We start from the raw sequence: 23,923 nt of genomic DNA on the forward strand, positions 1-23,923 counted from the left end.
TGCTTCTCAATTAAAAAGCATAATGAAAAAAATATTTCTAGTTATCCTGACGGTTGCTGTTGGCGCCACATCATGGGCACAACAACCTGCTAAAACCAAGCCTGCGGGAAAGCCGGCAAAACCCGTTACTCCGGCAACTACTTTGAAAACAGTGAATGACTCTGCGAGCTATGCGATCGGTGTCAGCGTTGCCAGTTTTTATAAACAACAAGGCATTACCAGTATCAATACCGCTATTTTATCGAAAGCTATCAGTGATGTAATGGGCGGTAAAAAAGCGCTACTGGATGACATGACCTGCAATACTGTAGTGACCAAATTGATCAGTACTGCACAGGAGCAAAAATCAAAACCGACTATTGAAGAAGGCAAAGCTTTTCTTGCAAAAAATAAAACAAAACCCGGCGTAAAAACTACCGCCAGTGGATTACAATACGAAGTGATCACAGAAGGAACGGGAGTCAAACCGTTAGCAACAGATAGTGTAACGGTAAATTACAAAGGCACTTTGATTAACGGAACTGAGTTTGATAACTCTTACACTCGTGGTGAACCAATCACGTTTCCCTTGAATCGGGTGATCGCAGGCTGGACCGAAGGTTTACAACTGATGAGCGTAGGTTCAAAGTATAAACTTTATATTCCGTACACACTTGCTTATGGTTCTAACGACCAGGGGCCTATTCCCGGTGGTTCTACCCTGATATTTGAGGTTGATTTGTTAGATGTGAAAAAGGCCCAATAAACTATTTGAAAGCCTTTCTTTCCTTGGCCCATGCCAGGGCTTTTTGAAATTGTTGCTCAGGAGTAAGGTTGGTGTTGTCTAATACTATGGCATCATCAGCCTTTCTTAATGGGCTTACCTCACGGTGTGAGTCGATATAATCCCGCATCTCCAAATTGTTTTTTACTTCTTCAATCGTGATGTTGGGATTCTTTTCATACAATTCTTTGAACCTGCGTTCAACTCTTACCGCATTGTCCGCTGTCATAAATATTTTTAGCTCCGCATTGGGAAAAACAACTGTCCCGATATCCCGCCCATCCATTACAATACCTTTCTTCACGCCCATTTTTTGTTGCTGGGCTACGGCAAATGCCCTCACCTCTTTTATCGCTGCCACCTCACTTACCTTCTCGGCTACTACCAGGTCCCTGATCACATATTCCACGTTTTCATCATTCAGGTATATTTCACTTGTCTCATTTTTTTCGTTGAAATGAAAATCGAGATGAATTTCTTTTAAGGCTGCCTGCACTTCTTTTTTAGAAGTCCAGTCGACATGATTTCGCAGAAAATATAAAGTTATAGCCCGGTACATAGCTCCACTGTCGACATACACATAGCCAAGCTTTTTCGCCAGCCCTTTTGCTAATGTGCTTTTACCACAACTTGACCACCCGTCTATTGTAATTATTATTTTTTTAGCCATAACTGGTATGCCGTCAACAAGCGGGCTGCTAGTAGATTTCGGTATTGAAAAGGTAAGTTCCCGATTTTCCATAAAATTCTACTTCCTGCAAAAATAAAAAGGAGTGCTGTATAAAAGCACTCCTTAGTCAATTATTATTATTGCACTTAATTTACGCCTTTGATTTTGTTTCCACTTTTTTAAAGGAGAAGACAATTTTGGCTTTTTCTTTATCCAGGTCGGCTTCCAGCACATCCCCGGCTTTCACATTCATATTTAATATCTCCTCAGCCAGCGGATCTTCAAGGTATTTCTGGATAGCCCTGTGCAAAGGTCTTGCGCCGAACTGGACATCATATCCTTTTTCGGCAAGGAATGATTTTGCCTCTTCTGTCAATGTAAGATTGAAGCCAAGGTTAGCCAATCTCTTCATGACGCCTTTCATCAAAATATCGATGATACTAAAGATATGTTCTTTGGTCAGGCTGTTGAAGATTACTACATCATCAATACGGTTGAGAAACTCCGGCGAAAATGTTTTCTTCAATGCTTTTTCTATTACCGCTTTATTAGCTTCATCCTCATGCTCAATCCTGGAAGAAGTAGCAAAACCAACACCGGCTCCAAAATCTTTCAATTGACGAACGCCAATATTAGATGTCATGATGATCAGTGTATTCTTAAAGTTCACTTTTCTTCCCAAACCATCTGTCAATTGCCCGTCATCCAGCACCTGTAACAGAATATTATAAATATCCGGGTGTGCCTTTTCAATTTCATCTAGCAGGATAACACTATATGGTTTTCGGCGAACCCTTTCAGTTAATTGACCACCTTCTTCATATCCTACATATCCGGGAGGCGCACCAATCAAACGGCTGACAGTGAATTTTTCCATGTATTCGCTCATATCGATGCGAACCAATGCATCTTCTGAATCGAACATATATCTCGCCAATGCACGGGCCAACTCTGTTTTACCAACACCGGTTGGTCCCAGGAAAATAAATGTGCCAATTGGTTTTTTGGGATCTTTCAATCCAACCCTGTTGCGCTGGATGGCTTTCACCACTTTTTGAATGGCTTCGTCCTGGCCAATTACCATTTCCTTCATATCATCCATCATCTTCCGTAACTTTTCAGTCTCGGCCTGCACCATACGTTTAACAGGAATACCCGTCATCATACTTACCACTTCAGCAATGGCCTCTTCATCTATCGGGTAGCGTTTATGCTTGCTTTCCTCCTCCCAATCTTGTTTTGCTTTTTCCAGGTCTTCAGCCAATCTTTTTTCTGTATCACGCAAAGAAGCAGCTTCCTCAAATTTCTGACTCTTTACAACTTTATTCTTTTCATTTTTTACATCCTCAATCTTTTTTTCGAGATCCACGATGTTTTGAGGAACGTTGATGTTCTTCAAATGCACCCTGGCACCCACTTCATCCATCACGTCGATTGCTTTATCCGGAAGAAGACGATCGGTAATGTAACGATCACTCAACTTAACACAGGCGTCAATTGACTCATCATTATAAGTTACGTTGTGATAATCTTCGTATTTCGACTTGATGTTATTTAAAATCTGAACTGTTTCTTCAACACTTGGAGGATCAACGATCACTTTTTGAAAACGACGATCCAATGCACCATCTTTTTCGATATACATTCTGTACTCATCCAACGTAGAAGCACCGATGCACTGGAGCTCACCTCTTGCCAAAGCAGGTTTGAAGATATTGCTCGCATCCAGTGAACCACTCGCTCCACCTGCTCCTACTATTGTATGCAGCTCATCAATGAACAGGATCACATCACGATTTTTTTCCAGCTCATTCATGATGGCTTTCATTCTCTCCTCAAACTGGCCACGATATTTTGTACCGGCTACCAAAGCAGCCAGATCAAGAGAGATCACTCGTTTATCGAATAAGACTCTCGATACTTTTCTTTGAACAATGCGAAGGGCCAGGCCTTCAACGATCGCTGTTTTACCAACACCGGGTTCACCAATAAGAATTGGGTTATTCTTTTTACGGCGTGAGAGAATTTGTGATACTCTTTCGATTTCTGATTCACGGCCAACTATCGGATCCAATGATCCTGATTCAGCCAGTTTTGTAATGTCCCGTCCAAAATTGTCAAGAACGGGAGTTTTGCTTTTCACGTTAGCTCCTTGTTTGGATCCCTTTTGTTGTGAATACTTTTTCTCATCTTCAAAATCATCATCATTTTCATCGGTGAATTCAGCACGGGGATCACTTGATTTTACAATGCCTAATTCCTGGCGAAAAAGATCGTAGTCCACGTCAAATTGATTTAAGATTTGAGTTGCAATATTTTCTTTATTCTTTAAAATAGAGAGCATAAGGTGCTCTGTTTCTACCGTCGTACTCTTTAAAGCCTTTGCCTCCAATACTGTCACTCTAATCACCTTCTCAGCTTGCTTCGTCAATGGCAGGCTATTGATGTTAGCGATGTTTTTTCCTGTTTTATCTTTTACAGCCAGCTCAATCTCTTTTCGAAGCTCGTACAAATCGACATTGAAGCTTTTTAAAATGCGGACAGCTGTATTATCACCTTCCCGGATTAAACCAAGAAGCAAGTGTTCGGTACCGATAAAATCATTTCCCAATCGTAGCGCTTCTTCCCTGCTGAACGAAATGATCTCTTTTACCTGGGTTGAAAAATTATTATCCATATTAGATAATTGGTTGTGTTACAATATTAACAAATATATTTGGTATCAAGTTCTCCGTAATTATAAACGGATTGTTGATAAACTTAGTTGTATGAAGGTCAAAATAGATACCAAAGAAAGATTTCATGCCATCACGCTGCCGGGCGACTCCCTTTCTGCTACTATGACAGAGGAACTGGGGGCATGTCTACTTCCTTACCTGCAAAATGACGTTAAAAACATTGTACTCAATCTTAAAAACATCCAAACTGTGGATAAGGTTGCAGCCGAAAAGCTTGTTTCCATACAACAAAGCTTCTATGAAAGTAATGCATCTTTTGTGATCTGCGAACTACAAAAAAGCGTCGAAGATTTTTTGGACAAAAATGAACTTTTAGAGCTGATGAATGTTACTCCGACTGAAAGCGAAGCCTGGGACATCGTTCAGATGGAAGATATCGAACGGGAGCTGATGGATGACGAAGAGGGACTGTAACTCAACGATTCACCTTTTTAAGTGCCGGTCAGTTTTCATCGCTGTTAAAATCTTGCCGCACTCACTATCTTTTGTCACAAAACTCATTGTTCGTATTTTTAGAACATGCTCGCTGTAACCATCCTTGGAAATAACTCAGCCGTACCGGCATTTGACCGGCATCCGACCAGCCAGGTAGTCACACTGGATGCCTTTAGCTTTTTGGTGGACTGCGGGGAAGGCACGCAGATACAAATGATCAATTACAAGATCCGCCGCAGCCGTATTTCGCATATTTTTATCTCTCATCTCCACGGCGATCATTATTTTGGACTTATCGGTCTTATTAATTCGTTCAGCTTATTGGGCCGCCAGCAGGAGTTGCACATTATCGGACCCGCGCCGCTTCAACAATTAATCGAACTGCAATTAAAAGTAGCCGACACCACCCTCTGTTTCGATCTGCACTTTCATACGATCAGGAATGAAGGCGTTTTGATTGACAATGATAAGTTTTCGGTAAAATGTTTTCGAACCAATCATCGTATAGAATGCTACGGCTTTGTGTTTGCGGAAAAAAAGAAACCCCGCCGGTTGATTCTCGAAGCTGTCAGGGAAAACAATATTCCCTTACATTTTTATGAACGATTGAAAAACGGTGAGGACTTTGTTTCCAGTGTGGGTGAAATTATTAAAAATGAATGGCTTACTGAGGCAGCCCCCAGGGGAAAATCGTATGCTTTTTGTGCGGATACAAAATATAATGAGGACATGATAGCCCATATCAAAGATGTCGATATGATCTATCATGAAACTACGTACCTGGATAATTTCCGTGACAGGGCGGAACTGCGATTTCACTCCACTACCCGCCAGGCTGCAATGATCGCTCAAAAAGCAGGCAACAGAAAACTGTTAATTGGCCACTTCAGCAGCAAATACGACACTCTCGAAGAGTTTGAACAGGAAGCAAGGGAAGTTTTCCCAAACACAGATTTGGCACTTGAAGGAGTAACTTACAGAGTTTAAGGAGTTTCAGAAGTTCAAAAAGTTTCAGAGGTTGTGTTCTTGAAACCTATTAAACTTTTAAACCCGTCAATCAGCATGCACATTCACCTCAAATTTCTGGTAAATGTCCCCACTCCACCGTTGTGAATTTTTTAATTTGATCCTGCCATTACCTTGTCCATCCACCAGGAAGATCATGGTACGTAACCCACCACCTCCGATCCCCCCTTCGTTATACAACTTGTAGTCGCTTGACTGCAGTTCAAATATATTGGTATCCATATTGTCGATCTCCCAGGAATAACCGGCAGTTGGAGTCTCCTCCAGTTGAATCTCGATAGTGTCCCCTTTATGCACTGCGATGTTCGTATTGCTACCGGCAAAAACTTTATGATGCATATGAAGTGTTTTAAACCCGTTTAAAATTTTAAAATTTACCGGGAGCCGATTATAGAGAGGTTTTAAGCGGTTTGAAAAGTTTCAGAGGTTCAATAGAATGGAACATTCAACTTCTGAAACCTCTTGAACTCCTGGAACTTTTTAAACCCTTCACAGCTCCCGGTAAATTCATGTTTACCACACATACATTTCAGTGATAACACCGTTTTCCTCGGAGAAATCAATCCTGCAGTTTTTTTCCCTGCAGTGAGCGGCCAATTGTGTCATTGCCTCACAAGCTGAATCATTGGCTGTAGTCAATTTCTTCCATCCAACGCCGGCTATACTCATCCAGGAATTACGGGCATGCAAAGTAGTATACAAAGCATTTACCCTTTTATCTGAATTCCATACGGCGGCTTCTGCAGCTGTCACTCCTTCTTCCATTTCAGGAGGGGCGAGCTGTGGAGCATTGGCAGAAGTAACAAGTGTTGTATAAGCGGCAGCTTGCTGCTGCACATTGACAGTGGGGGCATTTGCACCTGTGTTTCCATTAGCAAAGGCTGAACCGGCAGGTGGTATTTTTTCGGGTGATTTCATTTTTCTACTCATTTTAATGATTTTTTAAAATACATAAATAGTGTCGATAAGACCATTGTCAACATGCACATCCACACTGGCATTGGTGGCTTTTGCCGCAGTCAATTGACGAACGGAATTGATGAACCCATCATCATTGTTGTTGCTTATTTTTTGCCATCCTTCATCGCTCAGGTAGGCCCAGGCATTTCTTTCCTGTGCATTGGCCCACAAGCCGACCACTTTTTTTCCACGTATCCAGCGTGTATTCAGGATGCCATTGATACCAAATGATTCTGCATCGATACCAGCCTGGCCATAGCCAATTCTAAAGTAGCCCGATTCGCCCCAAGCGGTACCCCAGCTATTTTTACAAATCCAGCATTGCAAATTGTCGTCATAGCCAACAATCGTTACGCAGTGGCCGCCAATCACTGTAGCATTAGCAGTTTTGCGGTAAACTCCGCTTGAATAGTAATAATAAAAATCGCTATAGACGGTGAAGCATGCCTGAACGGGCCCTTGAGAAGAAACCCAATCCCTGGTGGCCTGTACGCCACCAACTTTAGTATAGCCTGTTGTCCTTATGATCCTGTTTTGCCAATCGGAACAACGGTTGGTGCAGTTTTGATCGCCTGCAGTATAAGGGTAACAAGCTTCATCACAAACGCCAATATCACGGAAGCCAACTTGGGATGGTTCGGGCCACCAACCGCCGGAACTGCCACCGCATGTTCTGCCCTGCGCCCGGGCTATGCAATAGAAAAGATGCGCCTCAGATAAATCGATGGCGTAACCGGCGCCACGCAAAATTTTTACTTTGCTTTCAACGGCGGCAATGGCCCCAAACGCAACGCAGGAGCCGCATCCACCCTGATTTTTTACCGGCGTAACAAAATTCTGACCATTGATATTCCTCCAGTCAATTGCAGCAGGCGCAGCAAAGGCACTGGTATCAGGGCTTGTGGACAAATAAGCTGCATACTGATCAACGGCCGTTTTTTCCCTTGCTTCTAATGAGAGTTCATCCCCTCCGGGTGTATAACCCAGGTATTTTTTTCCTTCCTCTTCCGACAGGTTGGCCAGAAAAGTGGGCGATGCATGCCAGGTATGACCTTCATGGGCAATGGCATCTTTTACGGTTTGAAATTCTTGTTTAGCCATACGATTGAGGTTTAATGTTTGCCTACTCTGTTCAGTTTTCGGCGTCCCTGCTGCATACTTTTTTATTTAATGTCGCTGTTCTGCATACGACGACAACAACTAACCAGGCCGGATATAATAGGTTGGTCCGACATCTGAAAAAATAACCCCGGAGGCGTATGCATAAGTAGATTTTACACAAGTGATTTACTTCTGAAGGTCATACTGCAGGTGGAGTGTTGAACAGACCTTAGAGCAACTCAATACAAATCATTTTGCCAATTAGAATATAAAGAATCAATTAAATCCATGCAGATATACAAAAGCCTCAAAGGGTTCCGCCATTACATAACCAGAGCTTTTAAAGCATAGGGTATTTTGTACGAAATCAGAACCAGATACTAATTGAGCTTTGATAGTTGGAGAAAGAATGCTAATCCCGGAGGTGAATTATCCTGTTTGAAGACAAATCCTGATTGAAGTAATTTTTAGAATCGGACGTTAAAGGTAATGTAGAAACAAACCCAAACAATAGTTTGAGACATTATTTTCGGAAGATTTTCTACGCAAAATTTTTGCAGCAGAAATTACGGATTGAACACCGTTAATTTACGATCGGCATATTCCGCGTTTTATTAAAATTTCAATTCCCGGTATTAATCCATTTATAAAATAATGGGAATTCTTTTCGCCAGGTTGCTTCATTATGTTTACCATCATCACGGATGACTGCCCGTATTTTTGACTTCGATACTTTGCTCATCGCTTCATAGGCCTTCAGCATGTCGGGCACCATCCTTTCCCCTTCCAACTTGCCTGCAAAAAAATAGATTTTGGAATTAACCTTTTTGCCTTTTGCTTTGATATCATCAAAGATTGCTGGCGCTACCCAAAATGCCGGAGAGAATACACCGGCCGCCCCAAAAATCCGTGGATACTTAAGCACCGCATACAGCGAGATCAAGCCACCCATCGAACTACCAGCAATAGCAGTGTTGGCTTTGTTTTTTACGGTTCGATAATTTTTATCAATGAATGGCTTTAATGTCCTGACGATAAAATCAACGTAGGCGTTACCTTCTCCTTTATTTGAAGTACTAAGTGTCCCCAATCCATCAAGATTAAAATCATAGGGAGAATATTCGTTCACTCGACTGGTGCCATTATCAATAGCTACAACAATGCACTCGTTGGCACTCATGCCTGGCGAATCAAGGTATTCATCCACCCCCCATTCTCCGCTATAAGAAGTAGCATCATCAAAAACATTTTGTCCATCCTGCATATAAATAACCGGGAAGCGTTTCGAACAGCTATTGTAACACCCGGGCAGATAGATCCAAATCCTTCTTGTACGCTTGAGTTGAGGTATTAAAAATGCGGTATCAATTACCTGTACATTTTTGCTAGCCGTACTTTTCTTTGGAACAGCTGGAAAACGATCAGCCCATTCTTCAATTTCTAACTTTATGTGTGTATTTTCTTCCACTTTTAATAACCGGTTTTCTATTCCTGCACCTGCTTTTTTGCATTCTACCTTGCTCCACCCACCACGGGTAAGTTTATACTCATATGAGCCCTTATCCAGTTTCAAGGCGAGGTAGTAAGTTCCTTTATCATCCCTTTTAAATTTATAGCCTTCGTCCTGTGGATTCCAGCCATTGAATGAACCGGCAACATAAATACTGCTGCTGGAAGGATGAAATTCGGGCAAAGCTTTTATCTGCAACTGAACTGTATGTTGTGCCATAGCCGCAGCGGTTAAGAACATTCCGGGAATAGCAAAGGCAATCCTATTCATACGTGCAGAGTCGTTGAAATTTAAAATAGGCAGTTCTCCTCTATGGACCGGAGAAATTATTACAGGTCACTGCCCTTCATTAATTCTTTGATTTTTGCATGATGAGCCGCACTCACCGGCCATACCGGTTGCCGGAAAGTATTTTGACAAAGTCCTATTTCCCCTAAATAAGCCTTTACGCCGCTGGGACTTCCTTCTGCAAACATAGAATTGATAATATCTGTATAACGGTAATGAAGTTCTCTTGCTTCGGCAAATTTTCCGTCAAGGCAAAGACGAACCATCGTTGAAAAACCCTTTGGATAAGCGTTGGCAACAACAGAGGTAACGCCTTCAGCTCCTAATGCAATCATTGGTAGCGTAATGCCGTCATCACCACTGATCACCATAAAGTCAGTGGGCTTGTATTTTATGATCTGCATCACCTGGTCAAAGTTTCCACTTGCCTCCTTGGTAGCGAAAATATTCTTGCACTGGTGAGCAATGCGCAACTGGGTTTCTGCTGTAATGTTTTGGCCGGTACGTGAAGGCACATTGTACAGCATGATGGGAAGCGGCGCATGATCATTCAATAATTTATAATGCTGAAATATCCCTTCCTGGTTGGGCCTGTTGTAGTAAGGACCTACAGAAAGTATAGCATCATATCCTTTGAGATCAAATGATTTAAAATGTTTCAGCACTTCACCTGTATCATAGCTACCGATACCTGCTACCAATGGGAGCCGTCCGGCATTTACCTGGTTCACGAAAGAAAACACCTGCTGCTTCTCTTCTCCATGCACGGTTGCACTTTCACCCGTTGTACCCAACACCACCAGGTACTCCACCTTGCCTGCAATCCAGTATTCTATCAGCTTCCTGAAGCTATCCCAATCGATTGTTCCATCTGCATTGAAGGGTGTAACGATAGCAATACCTGTTCCGGTGAATTTCTTTCTGAGTGACATTTTAAATTAAAAATTGAAGATTTAAGACTACTATTTAGAAAATTTGTTTTGTTGAATAATGAACAGAACGATGAAAGGAGCCCTTCGACAAGCTCAGGGTAAACTGCAACGAAGATGCCATGAAAAACAATGGTTCGGCTTCGCTCACCACCCTACACTTCATCCCAGAATCCCATCTTACCAAACTTCTCAATCCGGTCATTCACTCTTTGTTCGGGGGATTTTTGCTTTAATTCCTTTAACACAGGTATGAGGTAACCGCGAAGAATTTTTGCTGATTCATCATAATCCCAATGCGCACCACCAATTGGCTCCGGTATAATGCCATCAATGAGCCCAAAACCCAGCATTTTATCGGCAGTCAGCCGGAGTTGTTCAGCAGCAATTTCCTTATTTTCCCAGCTTCGCCACAAGATAGAAGAGCAGCTTTCGGGGCTAATTACCGTGTACCAGGTGTTCTCCATCATGAATACCTTGTCTCCCACGCCAATCCCTAATGCGCCACCACTTGCACCTTCGCCTATGATAACACAAATGACAGGAACTTTTAACCGGATCATTTCATAAATATTCCTGGCAATGGCTTCACCCTGACCTCTCTCCTCAGCTTCCAGGCCGGGAAAAGCGCCGGGTGTATCAATCAGCGTGATAATAGGTTTATTAAATTTTTCAGCCAGCTTCATCAATCTCAGCGCCTTTCGATAGCCCTCGGGATTAGCCATACCGAAGTTTCTTAACTGGCGCATTTTTGTGTTGATGCCTTTTTGCTGGCCTATAATCATTACCGTTTCACCCTCCAGCGATGCAAAACCGCCAACCATTGCCTTGTCATCCTTGACATTCCTGTCACCAAACAATTCCACAAAATTCGTCGTCATCTTTTCGATGTATTTCATCGTATAAGGTCTGTCCGGATGACGGCTCAACTGCACTCTTTGCCAACTGCTGAGATTTTCCGTAATGGCCTTTCTTTTTTCCAAAATATTCTGATCCAAACGCTGGATCAAATCGCTCATATCAATCTTTGTTTTCTCCTGCCTGTGTTTCGCATTTTCAATTTCTTCGATCAGATCCTTTACGGGTTTTTCAAAATCCAAAAACTGTCTGTTGGCATTCGTTGGCATAGTCAGTAAAATGAGCGGCTAAATTAAGGATTATATAATAATGAATTGGACGGTATTGAAATACCCAAAAACAAGATGTTCAGGTAGTGGTGAATTACCTGAACATTTAAAAAAAACGTTTGTCTGTATATGGCTGGTTTTATCCGTTCACGGTATCAGCCAGCATGGAGGAGCGAGAAAGATATTTTTGATCGGGAGCGTAGATATATAAACAAGCCCCATTTTTTAATGTGTTGATGATAGCCTTTGCATTTTTCAGCGGTATGGCCGGGCAGCCCTGGCTTCTTCCAATATAACCACGGGAAGCAATGTAAGATTCATTTACATAATTAGCTCCATGTATGACGATAGCTCTAGAAAGGGCATTGTCATTTATTCCTTTTTCAATTCCGTCCAGTCGCAAAGAATAGCCATTACTTCCATTGTATGTATCGCCGGTGATGTAGAATCCCGGGCTGCTTTTATAAGATGAAGTTCTATTTGAAAAATAAGTAGCTGTTTTTTTGCCCGAATTTCTTCCATGTGCTACCAGTGTATTGTAAAGCACTTTATAGTTGTTCATATCCAGCACATACAACCTTTTTTGACTGCTTGGCTGACTGAAATCGACGATCGCAATAACAGATTGGTTGAGCAACCTTCCCTGGTCTTTGAGTTTTTCCCACCCGCTTTTAGCAAAATCAAATGCCTGACGGCTGAGACCAGCCAGATCCAGCTTTAAACTGTCGTAAACAGACTTATGATTGCCTGCATTAATTGATGCCAATACGGCATTTTTCTCTTTCACACGTCTTTCTGTCGCCGATTTACCAAAGGCAAACGGTAAATGTAAAAGACTGATAAACAATGATGATAAAATGAGATAAAAAGATTTCAGGTTTCTATTCATAGCTGATAAAGTCGTTATTTAAAATCAGCCGTAGTGCACCAAAATCATGCCTTTTGGGGCATTTTTTACCCAATTAACATTTCTGAAACTCACATCCCAGGTAACTATAAATCAGTACAATAATGTTTGCAGAGATAGTAAAAGGAAAGAAATTTGAAGATTGTCACAGTAGTGCCAGAAAACAGAAACCATAAAAAAGAAAGGGGTGGATGGAAATCCTCCCCTGTTTTTAAAATCCAATATCCTATGAAAATCTAATAAAGAGGTTGCAAAAGCAATACCAATATTTTTAAACGGGAAATCGAAATAAAGTGTGTATTTAATTACTCAACAATCCGTTATTTACAATCGGTCCTAAAAAAGTGTGGAATTTATGCGTCTCCAAACCATCCCAATTAGCTAATCTTCTCTCTTAAATGTGATGATAAAACAGGTTCCCTGGTTTAGTTTGCTTTCCACATGCACCTTGGCTTTGTGCGATTGAAGGATTGTATAAGAAGTTGCCAATCCCAGGCCCATCCCATTCTTCTTTAACGTAAAGAACGGTTCAAATAACTTAGGCAAATATTCCTCCGGAATTCCCTTGCCATTATCGCAGATAGTCACCACATAACTGTCCGGTGTCTCGACAAGTTTAACGGTTAGTTCCCCCTTGCCTTTTTCCATTGCTTCAATGGCATTGATCATAATATTGGTAAAGGCTAAAACAAGTTTTGATTCATTAGCGGCTATTACCAGTGGGCTGTTGGGGAAATATCTCTGTAAGGTAATTTTTTGCAAGTTGATCCGGTCTGCCGCATAATTGATACTCTCGTCGAGTAAATGCTGCAGGGAGTATCTTTTAAATGCCATCTCCAATGGCCGGGTAAGATCAAGCAACTCCGTAATGATGTGGTTGATGCGTACACAATTTCTTTGCATAATATCCACCAGGTTCTGATGACGTTCCTCTTCGTCCTCATCTTCTTCAGGAATCATGAATTGATCAAGCGAAAGCCCGATGTTATTTAATGGATTTCTTATTTCATGTGCCAGGGTCCGCATCAGGCGCTCATTCGAAGCCAGTTTTTGTGCATGCAGGTTGGCCAACTCAGCCCGCTTTATTGCTGTGATATCATGCAATACGGCATGCACAATTTTTTTGTTCTCGCCATCTCCAATAAATGACAGAGAAAGAAGACATGGCTTTACTTCACCTTTTTTATTAACGATCTCCAATTCGAGGTCGTTTATATCCTGATTCTTTTCAAAAAAAACCTGCACCAATTTTTTTTGCGAGTCATCACGGATAAAAGAAAATAAATCACAATTGGCCAATTCTTCGCCGCTGGCAGCGAACAAAAGTGTGGCTGCATGGTTAGCCTCTTTTAACTCCAGGTGATCATTACCGATAAACACTGCGTCTTTTGAATTTTCAAAGAGTGCCCGGTATTTATTCTCCCTTGTTTTTAATTCTTTGAGGTCGGCGGCACGATCAAGCGAATACCGAATGCAGCGTTCCAGCTTTTCTGAATTAAGTTCCGATTTGACCAGGTAATCAGTAGCGCCTCCCTGCATGGCTTTAATGTCAATATCACGGTTACCCTTACCTGTTAATAAAACGACAGGATTGTCGAGCTTCTTACCAGCTGTCTCTTGTAAAAGCTCCAGTCCTGTATGGGTTCCTAAGCGGTAGTCGACAAAGTAAATATCATACTGGCCGGTTTTAATTTTCGTAACTGCCTCGTCATAATTATTGCACCAATCAATAATAAACTTATCCTTTGCAATATTTTGTATGTAATCAGCAATGATGAAATAGTCATCTTCGTCGTCATCAATAACTGCAATTCTGATCTTGCGGCCTGTAAGCATATTCCCTCTTAGGTTTGTGGTAAAATTAAAGTAAAACTTGCCCCATTGTTTTCATGTCCCTCTGCATATATGATGCCGTTATGTTTTTCGGCTATTTTTCTGCAGATCGCCAATCCCATTCCGCTACCGGGATATTCCGATTTACCATTTAGCCTGACAAAAGGCCGAAAGATTTTCTCAGCATCTTCATGAGCAAAACCGATACCATTATCCCGAATGGTGATCTTAAAGAAATCTTTTGCCGATAATGATTTGTATCGCTGCTTTTCCTCCTTGCTCAGCATTTCTGTATTCACTTCCACCACCGGTTCCACTTCTTTGTTACAATAACGAAGGGAATTTTCCAGCAAGGCCTTCAGCAATAGCTTTAATTGCTCCCTGTTACCAATAACTATGGGAAGTGAATTGATGTTAACTGACGCATTTTTTTCCGCAATGATCTGCTTTAATTCTCCTTTAACCTCACCAGCAATTTTGTAGAGGTCGCAGGCATGCATTTCCGAATCATCTGCATCAATACCTGCATAGGTCGAAAGGCTATCAAGCATTGCACGCATGTCCGATAAACAAGCTTGAATGCGGGTTATATGTCCCTGCAAATCTGCTGAACCGCCAATCTTATCAACAACACGATCAATAAGCACGGAAAGCTTTCGCAATGGCGCATCCAGGTCATGAGCAGCTAAATCAATAAATTCGGCATAATCTTTTTGATGATTGCGGGACGAATTACCGGAAGAGGCGTCACCATTTTGTGCAGCTGATTTTTTCCCATGAATAAACAGAAGGAGTGAGTCTGAAAAAACAGGAAGTTTTATTCCCTGGGCATTGATAGTATATGTAGGTGAGCCTGGGGTGCTATCTGTTTTATTAAAAGAAAAACTATGCGACTGATTTTCTTTTAAGCCAAGACATGCTTCCCATTGTTTTTTTATATTTTCCGTATAATCGGAGGAATCGAATATAGCCGCGAAATCATGATTTAGATCAAGTGAAGATGATTCAAAAAAAAGTGGACCAGGCACACTTGAGAATAATATTTTTTTATTTTTAGTATCAAATAAAAAAAATGCATCTGAATACGAATCTTTGTTGCGCTCAATAGATTCTGTTGTGCTCATTATTTTTATTTTTAAACCGATGGAATGTTAAAGTTAAAAGTTTTAATTATTGACGATGAGGTAGATTACTGCCGTATCATGGAAAACTATTTTAAAAGAAAGAATTATGAAACAATTTCAGCTTACACGTTGAAAGAAGGTTTACAATTAATTGAAGATGCTCAACCGGATATACTTCTTTTGGATAACAATTTGCCTGATGGGCAAGGCTGGACACATGTGGACGCAATCGTAGAAAAAAATCCACACTTGCGGGTTTACCTTGCCAGTGCCTATCATCAAAGAGGTGATTTTTTTCCGAATTCACCGCAGGTTACAGTTTGGGAAAAACCAATTTCGATGAAGCTATTGAACAGTACTTTTTAACCAGGCCGTCTTTAGCATATATTAGCATAAAGCAACCAATCGCAGGACAGTCGCCGTCAGATCGTTTATGCTCGAAGGTTTGATAACATATTCCTTTGCTCCCAATTCAAGACATCTTTTTTTGTAAACATCCGACCCCGACGTACTCCAAATCACTTTCGGAATATGATCGTATCGCGGGTTATCTTTTAATATTTTCAATATTTCCGCGCCATTTAGCTCGGGCATATTATAATCCAATACAATCAGTGAAGGTAAATGGCGGGAAGACATAGCTTCCAAAGTGGACAGCACTTTGCGACCGGTATTAATGAACTGAAGTGCTATGCTGTTATCGATGTCTGAAAAAATTTCTTTCAGCAGATCTTCATCGTCGATATCATCCTCACCAAGCAGGATAAATTTAGGGAACAAATCGGGGGCAATGGCTTTTTGATCAGGTGGAGTTAATGGCACAGTTTTATTACTTAAGTTAGTTTGCTGTAAGTTAAGGATAATTCCATTTTGCAAATTTATCAGTAACTTTTTTTGATTTTTTCTTTGTAATTATGTGACTAACCCGGTGCTTTTTCAAATTTTATTAATTAGATACACTTAACTTTCAATATAAGTTCAAGCTATGAAAAAAAAGCCAAGCTCTCTGCGTCCATCGGCTCCGGCAAATTTTACTGAAGACGTAATTTCTCCTGCTGATACTACTACCATTGTGAAAAAAACAAACGGCAAGGCAAAAAAAACATCGCCGAAAAATGTTGAGTTTTCTGATGAGCTCGACAACCGGGAATTACTTAAAATATTATCCGAGGTAAGACAAGGAAATTTCAGTGTACGCATGCCTATTGACAAAATTGGCTTAAGCGGAAAAATATGCGATACGCTCAATGAAATATTTTCTTTAAATGAAGCTTTAGTAGAAGAGCTAACCCAGGCAAGGCATACGATAGGTAAACAAGGGCACCTCAATCATAGGGTTTCTTTACCGAGATATGCAAAAGGGTCCTGGGCTACCAGCGTTGATTCCATTAATAGTCTTATTTCTGACCTGGTACACCCGACCATTGAAATAGCTCACGTAATCAGTTCGGTGGCGAAGGGAAATCTGTCACAACAAATGCCTTTAAAAATTGGCGATCACCTGTTGCAGGGTGAGTTTGCCAATATCGCTGCGGAGGTGAATGACATGGTAAAGCAATTGAATTTGTTTTCCATGGAAGTGACCCGTGTGGCACGTGAAGTAGGTAGTGAAGGTAAGCTAGGCGGGCAGGCGAAAGTAAAGGGTGTTGCAGGTGTATGGAAAGACCTGACAGACTCCGTAAACCAGATGGCGGGTAATCTCACCGCACAGGTAAGAAATATTGCCGAGGTAACTACAGCGGTGGCAAAAGGTGATTTGCGTAAAAAAATCACGGTGGACGTACAGGGTGAGATCCTTGAATTAAAAAATACCATCAATACGATGGTGGACCAGTTGAACTCTTTCTCCTCCGAGGTAACCCGTGTGGCACGTGAAGTAGGTACGGATGGTAAACTGGGTGGACAGGCAGAAGTGCAGGGTGTTGCCGGCACCTGGAAAGACTTAACGGATTCCGTAAACCAAATGGCATCCAACCTTACCGGCCAGGTAAGAAATATTGCGGAAGTAACCACTGCGGTGGCGAGAGGCGACTTGTCAAGAAAGATCACCGTGGATGTAAAAGGTGAAATTCTTGAGCTGAAGAATACAATCAATACGATGGTGGACCAGCTCAACTCGTTTTCAGTCGAAGTAACCCGTGTGGCAAGGGAAGTGGGTAGTGAAGGAAAGTTGGGCGGACAGGCTACAGTAAAGGGTGTGGGCGGTACCTGGAAAGATTTGACCGACTCGGTAAACCAAATGGCGGGTAATCTTACCGCACAGGTAAGAAATATCGCCGAGGTAACTACAGCGGTGGCGAAAGGTGACTTGTCGAGGAAGATTACCGTGGATGTAAAAGGTGAGATCCTCGAGTTAAAAGTAACCATCAATACGATGGTGGACCAGTTGAACTCTTTTGCGTCCGAAGTAACCCGTGTGGCCCTGGAAGTAGGTACGGAAGGGAAACTCGGCGGCCAGGCAAAAGTGCAGGACGTGGGTGGTACCTGGAAAGACTTAACAGAGTCTGTAAACCAAATGGCATCCAACCTTACCGCCCAGGTGCGTAACATCGCCGATGTAACAACAGCCGTGGCAACGGGTGACCTTTCGAAAAAAATTACTGTGAACGTGGCGGGTGAGATCCTCGAATTGAAAAATACAATCAATACGATGGTGGACCAGTTGAACTCCTTTGCATCAGAGGTAACCCGTGTGGCATTGGAAGTAGGTACGGAAGGGAAGCTCGGCGGACAGGCGAAAGTGCAGGGTGTGGGTGGTACCTGGAAAGACCTTACCGATTCAGTAAACCAGATGGGGTCCAATCTTACAGCACAGGTAAGAAACATTGCCGAGGTAACAACCGCGGTGGCAAAAGGTGATCTGTCAAGAAAAATCACGGTGGATGTAAAAGGCGAAATTCTTGAGTTGAAGAATACCATCAATACCATGGTCGATCAATTGAACTCATTTGGTTCGGAGGTATTCCGTGTAGCACGTGAAGTGGGTTCCGAAGGTAAATTAGGTGGGCAGGCTGATGTACCGGGCGTAGAAGGTCTCTGGAAAGACTTGACCGATTCGGTAAACAAGATGGCATCAAACCTTACTTCGCAGGTAAGAAATATCGCCGAAGTAACGACAGCTGTGGCGAATGGTGACCTGTCACGCAAAATTGAAGTGGATGTAAAAGGTGAGATCCTTGAATTAAAGAATACGATCAACACGATGGTGGAACAGCTTCGTGCCTTTGCCTCTGAAGTAACCCGTGTGGCTCGTGAGGTAGGTACGGAAGGTAAGCTCGGCGGACAAGCAAACGTACCGGGTGTAGGTGGAACCTGGAAAGACTTAACAGATTCAGTAAATCAAATGGCCGGTAACCTGACGGCACAGGTACGTAATATCGCCGATGTGGCGATTGCCGTGGCCAATGGTGATATGTCCAGGAAAATCACGGTGGATGTAAGAGGAGAAATTCTCCAGTTGAAAGAAACATTGAACACCATGGTGGACCAGCTTCGTGCCTTTGCCTCCGAGGTTACCCGTGTGGCCCGTGAAGTAGGTACGGATGGTAAACTGGGTGGACAGGCATTCGTACCGGGTGTCGCTGGTACATGGAAAGATTTGACAGACTCCGTAAACCAAATGACCGGTAACCTTACCGGCCAGGTAAGAAATATTGCCGAGGTGACAAAAGCCGTGGCCTCCGGTGACTTAACGAAAAAAGTAACCATCGACGTAAAAGGTGAGATCTTCGAATTGAAGAATACCATCAATACGATGGTGGACCAGTTAAACTCCTTCGCATTCGAGGTAACCCGTGTGGCCCGTGAAGTAGGAACGGAAGGTAAGCTCGGTGGCCAGGCAGAAGTGCAGGGTGTGGCAGGTACCTGGAAGGATTTGACCGATTCCGTAAACATGATGGCGTCCAACCTTACCAACCAGGTAAGGGGTATCGCCAAAGTGGTAACAGCAGTTGCGACTGGTAATCTGAAACAAAAATTATCGATTGTTTCCCGTGGTGAGGTAGCCCAGTTGATTGATACGATCAATGAAATGATTGATACCCTCGCCCTGTTTGCCGACCAGGTGACCAATGTGGCCCGCGAGGTGGGTGTAGAAGGAAGATTAGGTGGCCAGGCTTCGGTACCAGGCGCATCCGGTATCTGGAAAAACCTGACTGAAAACGTAAACCAGCTGGCAGAAAATCTGACCACGCAGGTACGGGCTATTTCTGAGGTGGCATCTGCGGTAACAAAAGGTGATCTTACCCAGATGATCCGTGTAGAAGCAAAAGGTGAAGTAGAAGAACTGAAAGACACGATCAACCAGATGATTGCTAACCTGAAACAAACCACCCTGCGTAACCAGGAACAGGACTGGCTGAAATCCAACCTGGCCAAGTTTACCCAAATGCTCCAGGGTCAAAAGGATCTGAATACGGTAACACGCCGCATCCTTTCAGAGCTGGCACAGGTGGTAAATGCGCAGAAAGGAATGTTCTACATATTGGAACAGGATGATAATTCAAAAGAATCCAAACTGAAATTATTTGCGGCTTATGCCTACGGGGATGAAGTAAAAACATCCAAAGAATTTTCACTGGGTGAAGGCCTGGTGGGACAATGCGCACTGGAAAAACAACGTATCCTGCTATCCAATGTTCCTAAAAACTATATTAAAATTGGTTCTGGCCTGGGTAAAGCCTCCCCTGTTAATCTGGTCGTGTTGCCGGTGCTTTTTGAAAAAGAAATCAAAGCGGTAATTGAACTGGCTTCGTTTGACAATTTTACCGATATACACCTCGACGTATTAAGTCAGCTCACCGAAAGTATCGGGATCGTGTTGAATACGATTGAATCGAATACCCGTACAGAAAGCCTGCTGGTGCAGTCACAATCACTGGCGGATGAGTTAAGACGAACGAACGAAGAACTACAGGATAAAGCACACCTGCTGGTAAAACAAAAAGAAGAAGTGGAAGCCAAGAATAAAGAGGTGGAAGAAGCAAGGCTGTCCCTTGAAGAAAAAGCGGAGCAATTACAGATCACTTCAAAATATAAATCCGAGTTTTTGGCCAACATGTCGCATGAGTTAAGAACGCCATTAAACTCGTTGCTGATCCTTGCGCAACAACTTTACGAAAACCATGATGGCAACCTGAATGAAAAACAGGTAAGCTATGCCAAGACCATTCATAGTTGCGGCGATGATCTTATTCAACTGATCAATGACATCCTCGATCTTTCCAAGATTGAATCCGGCTATATCTCAACAGATTTCGGAAGCCTGCCATTTCACGAAATCACCACGTTCGTTGAAACAACATTTAAACACATTTCTGAAAATAAAAATCTCCGGTTTAGTATTGACCTTGATGAAAAACTTCCATCAAGCATGGAAACTGATGCGCAGCGACTTAACCAGATTCTTAAAAATCTGCTGTCAAACGCCTTCAAGTTTACAGAGAAGGGAGAAGTCAGACTTCATATCTACGAAGCGAAACATAACTGGCGCCAGGCTAATCCAAACCTGGAAGCAGCCAAACGGGTTGTAGCCTTTGAGATCAGGGACACCGGTATTGGTATCTCAAAAGATAAACAGAATATCATCTTTGAAGCATTCCAGCAAGCCGAAGGTTCTACGAGCCGTAAGTATGGAGGTACTGGTTTAGGACTTTCCATCAGCCGTGGTTTGGCCGACCTGTTAGGAGGTTCGATTGAACTGCAAAGTGAAGCAGGGCATGGCAGCACCTTTACACTCTTCCTGCCGATTGATTACAATCCGGCCATGATGAAGAAGGAAAAACAAAGCACATTGCAGCCAAGTGTCTACACATTGGCCGAAGGTTCAGAATCAACTATTGCCTTGCAATCTGTTCCTACTATTAAAGTAAATGAGACCAAGGACCTGGAAGCACTCAATGAGATCATCAACGAAATGGGTGATGACCGGAATAATATCGTCAGCGGTGATAAAGTTGTATTGGTCATCGAAGATGATGTTCGCTTTGGAAAAATTATGATCGAAAAAGCGCATGAATTGAACCTGCGGGTAGTAGTTGCCGCCAATTTTGCCAGTGTGTTTGACCTGGTTAATAAACACAATCCTATTGCTGTAACGCTGGATGTAAAACTACCAGACGCAAGCGGATGGCGTATTCTCGACCTGTTTAAAAATGATATCAACTTCAGGCATATTCCTATTCACCTCATTTCGGGTGAAGAAAACCGCCTGCTCGCCATGCAAAGAGGCGCCCGGAGTTTTCAACTGAAGCCATTAACCAATACTGCCTTGAATGAGTTATTTGCTGACATTGTACATTATAATGGTGTGAAGCAAAAGAAACTGCTGATCATCGAAGACAATGAACTGGATTCATCACAGGTGGCAAAAATCCTGGAGAACGGTGATTTGATCAGGATTGAAATTGTGAATTCGGGACTGCGAGGATTGGAATTAATAAAGAAAAACGACTACGATTGTGTAATAGTTGATTATATGCTGCCCGACATTGGCGGGCTGGAACTGATCACTGAAATAAGCAACATGCGGAAGACATTGACAACGCCGATACTTATTTATTCTGCCAGGGATTTTTCACCGAAAGAAAAAACACAACTTAAACAATATGCCAACCGCATTTTGCTGAAAGATGTTACTTCGCTTGATTTGTTATTAGAAGAAACAGTCATGTTGCTCCATATCGATCACAAAGACCTTTTACCGGAAAAAAGAAAGCTGATAGAAAATTTGCGCTCAAAGAACGATGTTCTTACGAATAAAAAAGTATTGGTGGTAGATGATGATGTTCGTAATTTGTTTGCGCTAACCACGGCTTTTGAAAAGTATAATATCAACACGATAACAGCTGAAAGTGGTAAAGAGGCTATGAATATCCTGGAGGAGAATCATAACATTGATATTGTGTTAATGGATATCATGATGCCGGAGATGGATGGCTATGAAACCACTCAAAAGATCAGGCGGGAGCACAAGAATACCACCTTGCCGATTATTGCTGTTACAGCAAAAGCCATGAAGGGTGACAGGGAAAAATGTATTGAGGCTGGTGCGTCTGATTATATAACCAAACCTGTAAAAATTGATCAGCTATTGTCGCTTATGAGAGTGTGGTTATATAAATAAGAATTGAATGAAGCCAAACAACTCACAATATCCTCTTTCCAAATCGGAGATCAAGATTCTTGTTGTGGATGACAGGACAGATAATCTTTTCTCCATAGAAGCCATTTTGGAAAAAGACAACTATACGGTTGTAAAGGCAAATTCCGGAAGAGCAGCGTTGAAAATTTTATTGACCCAGCATGACTTCTCACTGATTTTAATGGACGTCCAGATGCCGGACCTCAACGGATTTGAAACAGCTGCCATCATCTACGAAAGGGATAAGCTAAGGGATATACCTATCATCTTCATCACTGCGCACAATTATGACGAAGAAATTATCTTCAAAGGCTATAAAACCGGGGGAGTAGATTATATTTATAAACCTATCAACCCCGATATGCTCCGGGTCAAGGTTAGTGTATTCGTTGAACTGTATCGAAAAAATTTGCAGCTTCTTCAACATGAAAAAAAATTATTAGCTGCCAACCGCACATTGCAAAAAGAAATAGAAGAAAGGAAAGCATCAGAAGAAAAAGTCCGGCTCTTAAATGAACAATTGACACAAAACAACGCACACCTTAAAGCGGTAAACGAAGAGCTTGATCAATTTGCCTATGTGGCCTCACATGATTTGCAGGAGCCATTGAGAAAAATACAGGTCTTCAGCGATAAAATCTTATCGAACATCGGCCACGATGAAGAAACCCAAAAATATTTCAAAAAAATCATCAGCTCCTCCAAAAGGATGCAGTCACTCATCAATGACCTGCTTAGTTTTTCAAGACATTCGGTCAATCCTACTGATTTTAAGAAAACTGACCTGAATGTTTTGGTACATGAGGCAATGGGCGAACTGGAAATAGAAATAGAAAAAACAAACGCCCGGATACACGTTCAAAAATTACCGGTAATCAGGGTTATTCCTAACCTGATGCAACAGCTGTTTTACAACCTGATTGGTAACGCCATCAAGTTCAGGAAAAAGAATGTTCCCCCGGTTGTAAATATCTCTGCAAAAAAAATGACCCCGGTGGAAGTAGGTGAGTATACCAATGCACCAGAGGACGCCGATTATTATAAAATTTGCGTCAGCGATAACGGGATTGGCTTTGACAACTCCTATGCCGATGAAATTTTCATGGTCTTTAAGCGATTACACAGTTACCATGAATTTGAAGGAACAGGTGTAGGTCTTTCCATTTGTAAAAAAATTATAGAAAAACATAACGGTTTTATTAAAGCCGAAAGTGAAACGGATAAAGGAGCCACTTTTATTATTGGCCTCCCGGAAAAAAAAGTTGAGGAAGAACAGCCTGTCAATTCTTAAAAATATCCCTCCTCCCCTAAGGTCTGCGATAAACAAATATCTCCCTGATTTTGTTTATTAACTGGGTACTAAAGTGATTG

18 protein-coding genes are annotated in these 23,923 nt (G+C 42.1%); 6 read left to right on the forward strand and 12 right to left on the reverse strand.

The window, feature by feature from the left end:
• The first annotated feature begins 22 nt into the window (after positions 1-22).
• Entirely contained in the window at positions 23-745 is a 723-nt protein-coding gene (gene bamJ / locus ACFEL9_RS01450) for a BamJ family beta-barrel-assembly machinery protein (RefSeq protein WP_385885478.1), read from the forward strand.
• Position 746: 1 nt separating this feature from the next.
• Here bamJ and cmk read toward each other — a convergent pair whose 3' ends face one another.
• Positions 747-1,433, reverse strand: a complete 687-nt coding sequence (cmk, locus tag ACFEL9_RS01455) for a (d)CMP kinase (protein ID WP_385885480.1) — start codon at positions 1,431-1,433, stop codon at positions 747-749.
• A gap of 151 nt (positions 1,434-1,584) precedes the next feature.
• Positions 1,585-4,110 (reverse strand): ATP-dependent Clp protease ATP-binding subunit, encoded by a 2,526-nt coding sequence (locus ACFEL9_RS01460; protein WP_385885482.1) that lies wholly within the window; start codon positions 4,108-4,110, stop codon positions 1,585-1,587.
• A 91-nt stretch (positions 4,111-4,201) separates the two neighbouring features.
• Between ACFEL9_RS01460 and ACFEL9_RS01465 the strand changes: the two genes are divergently transcribed.
• Both ACFEL9_RS01465 and ACFEL9_RS01470 read left to right on the forward strand, forming a co-directional pair.
• Positions 4,202-4,585 (forward strand): STAS domain-containing protein, encoded by a 384-nt coding sequence (locus tag ACFEL9_RS01465; protein ID WP_385885484.1) that lies wholly within the window; start codon positions 4,202-4,204, stop codon positions 4,583-4,585.
• Positions 4,586-4,690: 105 nt separating this feature from the next.
• The gene (locus ACFEL9_RS01470) at positions 4,691-5,593 is read left to right on the forward strand and encodes a ribonuclease Z (RefSeq protein ID WP_385885486.1); all 903 of its coding nucleotides are present in this window, start codon (positions 4,691-4,693) and stop codon (positions 5,591-5,593) included.
• A gap of 66 nt (positions 5,594-5,659) precedes the next feature.
• On the opposite strand, the gene ACFEL9_RS01475 is transcribed toward ACFEL9_RS01470, so the two are convergent.
• From ACFEL9_RS01475 to ACFEL9_RS01515, 9 genes are all read right to left on the reverse strand, one after another.
• Positions 5,660-5,971, reverse strand: coding sequence for a protease inhibitor I42 family protein (locus ACFEL9_RS01475; RefSeq protein WP_385885488.1), 312 nt, complete (start codon positions 5,969-5,971; stop codon positions 5,660-5,662).
• Positions 5,972-6,145: 174 nt separating this feature from the next.
• Positions 6,146-6,562, reverse strand: a complete 417-nt coding sequence (locus ACFEL9_RS01480; RefSeq protein WP_385885490.1) for a hypothetical protein — start codon at positions 6,560-6,562, stop codon at positions 6,146-6,148.
• A 12-nt stretch (positions 6,563-6,574) separates the two neighbouring features.
• The gene (locus ACFEL9_RS01485) at positions 6,575-7,693 is read right to left on the reverse strand and encodes a C1 family peptidase (protein ID WP_385885492.1); all 1,119 of its coding nucleotides are present in this window, start codon (positions 7,691-7,693) and stop codon (positions 6,575-6,577) included.
• Between the two features lie 622 nt (positions 7,694-8,315).
• Positions 8,316-9,473, reverse strand: coding sequence for an alpha/beta hydrolase-fold protein (locus tag ACFEL9_RS01490; protein WP_385885494.1), 1,158 nt, complete (start codon positions 9,471-9,473; stop codon positions 8,316-8,318).
• A 59-nt stretch (positions 9,474-9,532) separates the two neighbouring features.
• A complete protein-coding gene (gene dapA / locus ACFEL9_RS01495; RefSeq protein ID WP_385885496.1) occupies positions 9,533-10,423 on the reverse strand; it encodes a 4-hydroxy-tetrahydrodipicolinate synthase in 891 nt (296 codons plus the stop codon).
• A 152-nt stretch (positions 10,424-10,575) separates the two neighbouring features.
• On the reverse strand, positions 10,576-11,547 hold the full coding sequence (locus tag ACFEL9_RS01500; protein ID WP_385885498.1) for an acetyl-CoA carboxylase carboxyltransferase subunit alpha: 972 nt from the start codon (positions 11,545-11,547) through the stop codon (positions 10,576-10,578).
• Positions 11,548-11,686: 139 nt separating this feature from the next.
• On the reverse strand, positions 11,687-12,436 hold the full coding sequence (locus ACFEL9_RS01505) for a murein L,D-transpeptidase catalytic domain family protein (RefSeq protein WP_385885500.1): 750 nt from the start codon (positions 12,434-12,436) through the stop codon (positions 11,687-11,689).
• Positions 12,437-12,835: 399 nt separating this feature from the next.
• The gene (locus ACFEL9_RS01510) at positions 12,836-14,290 is read right to left on the reverse strand and encodes a hybrid sensor histidine kinase/response regulator (RefSeq protein ID WP_385885502.1); all 1,455 of its coding nucleotides are present in this window, start codon (positions 14,288-14,290) and stop codon (positions 12,836-12,838) included.
• Positions 14,291-14,298: 8 nt separating this feature from the next.
• Positions 14,299-15,411, reverse strand: coding sequence for a sensor histidine kinase (locus ACFEL9_RS01515; protein WP_385885504.1), 1,113 nt, complete (start codon positions 15,409-15,411; stop codon positions 14,299-14,301).
• Positions 15,412-15,435: 24 nt separating this feature from the next.
• On the opposite strand from ACFEL9_RS01515, the gene ACFEL9_RS01520 reads away from it, so the two are divergent.
• Complete coding sequence (locus tag ACFEL9_RS01520) at positions 15,436-15,777, forward strand: response regulator (protein ID WP_385885506.1); 342 nt, start codon at positions 15,436-15,438, stop codon at positions 15,775-15,777.
• A gap of 21 nt (positions 15,778-15,798) precedes the next feature.
• Here ACFEL9_RS01520 and ACFEL9_RS01525 read toward each other — a convergent pair whose 3' ends face one another.
• Positions 15,799-16,233 (reverse strand): response regulator, encoded by a 435-nt coding sequence (locus ACFEL9_RS01525; protein ID WP_385885507.1) that lies wholly within the window; start codon positions 16,231-16,233, stop codon positions 15,799-15,801.
• Between the two features lie 163 nt (positions 16,234-16,396).
• On the opposite strand from ACFEL9_RS01525, the gene ACFEL9_RS01530 reads away from it, so the two are divergent.
• Both ACFEL9_RS01530 and ACFEL9_RS01535 read left to right on the forward strand, forming a co-directional pair.
• Positions 16,397-22,534 (forward strand): HAMP domain-containing protein, encoded by a 6,138-nt coding sequence (locus ACFEL9_RS01530; RefSeq protein WP_385885509.1) that lies wholly within the window; start codon positions 16,397-16,399, stop codon positions 22,532-22,534.
• Between the two features lie 7 nt (positions 22,535-22,541).
• On the forward strand, positions 22,542-23,843 hold the full coding sequence (locus ACFEL9_RS01535; protein WP_385885511.1) for a response regulator: 1,302 nt from the start codon (positions 22,542-22,544) through the stop codon (positions 23,841-23,843).
• Positions 23,844-23,923 lie beyond the last annotated feature (80 nt).

The sequence above is a fragment of the Terrimonas alba genome, assembly GCF_042434975.1.
Classification (GTDB): Bacteria; Bacteroidota; Bacteroidia; order Chitinophagales; family Chitinophagaceae; genus Terrimonas_B; species Terrimonas_B alba.

Excerpts from the sequence above, each read along its gene's own strand:
- ACFEL9_RS01505 (WP_385885500.1), bottom strand. The coding sequence starts at position 12,436 with ATGAATAGAAACCTGAAATCTTTTTATCTCATTTTATCATCATTGTTT.
- ACFEL9_RS01510 (WP_385885502.1), bottom strand. The coding sequence starts at position 14,290 with ATGCTTACAGGCCGCAAGATCAGAATTGCAGTTATTGATGACGACGAA.
- ACFEL9_RS01500 (WP_385885498.1), bottom strand. The coding sequence starts at position 11,547 with ATGCCAACGAATGCCAACAGACAGTTTTTGGATTTTGAAAAACCCGTA.
- ACFEL9_RS01535 (WP_385885511.1), top strand. The coding sequence starts at position 22,542 with ATGAAGCCAAACAACTCACAATATCCTCTTTCCAAATCGGAGATCAAG.
- cmk (WP_385885480.1), bottom strand. The coding sequence starts at position 1,433 with ATGGCTAAAAAAATAATAATTACAATAGACGGGTGGTCAAGTTGTGGT.
- dapA (WP_385885496.1), bottom strand. The coding sequence starts at position 10,423 with ATGTCACTCAGAAAGAAATTCACCGGAACAGGTATTGCTATCGTTACA.
- ACFEL9_RS01515 (WP_385885504.1), bottom strand. The coding sequence starts at position 15,411 with ATGAGCACAACAGAATCTATTGAGCGCAACAAAGATTCGTATTCAGAT.
- ACFEL9_RS01485 (WP_385885492.1), bottom strand. The coding sequence starts at position 7,693 with ATGGCTAAACAAGAATTTCAAACCGTAAAAGATGCCATTGCCCATGAA.
- ACFEL9_RS01480 (WP_385885490.1), bottom strand. The coding sequence starts at position 6,562 with ATGAGTAGAAAAATGAAATCACCCGAAAAAATACCACCTGCCGGTTCA.
- ACFEL9_RS01465 (WP_385885484.1), top strand. The coding sequence starts at position 4,202 with ATGAAGGTCAAAATAGATACCAAAGAAAGATTTCATGCCATCACGCTG.
- ACFEL9_RS01475 (WP_385885488.1), bottom strand. The coding sequence starts at position 5,971 with ATGCATCATAAAGTTTTTGCCGGTAGCAATACGAACATCGCAGTGCAT.
- ACFEL9_RS01530 (WP_385885509.1), top strand. The coding sequence starts at position 16,397 with ATGAAAAAAAAGCCAAGCTCTCTGCGTCCATCGGCTCCGGCAAATTTT.
- ACFEL9_RS01460 (WP_385885482.1), bottom strand. The coding sequence starts at position 4,110 with ATGGATAATAATTTTTCAACCCAGGTAAAAGAGATCATTTCGTTCAGC.
- bamJ (WP_385885478.1), top strand. The coding sequence starts at position 23 with ATGAAAAAAATATTTCTAGTTATCCTGACGGTTGCTGTTGGCGCCACA.
- ACFEL9_RS01470 (WP_385885486.1), top strand. The coding sequence starts at position 4,691 with ATGCTCGCTGTAACCATCCTTGGAAATAACTCAGCCGTACCGGCATTT.
- ACFEL9_RS01520 (WP_385885506.1), top strand. The coding sequence starts at position 15,436 with ATGTTAAAGTTAAAAGTTTTAATTATTGACGATGAGGTAGATTACTGC.
- ACFEL9_RS01490 (WP_385885494.1), bottom strand. The coding sequence starts at position 9,473 with ATGAATAGGATTGCCTTTGCTATTCCCGGAATGTTCTTAACCGCTGCG.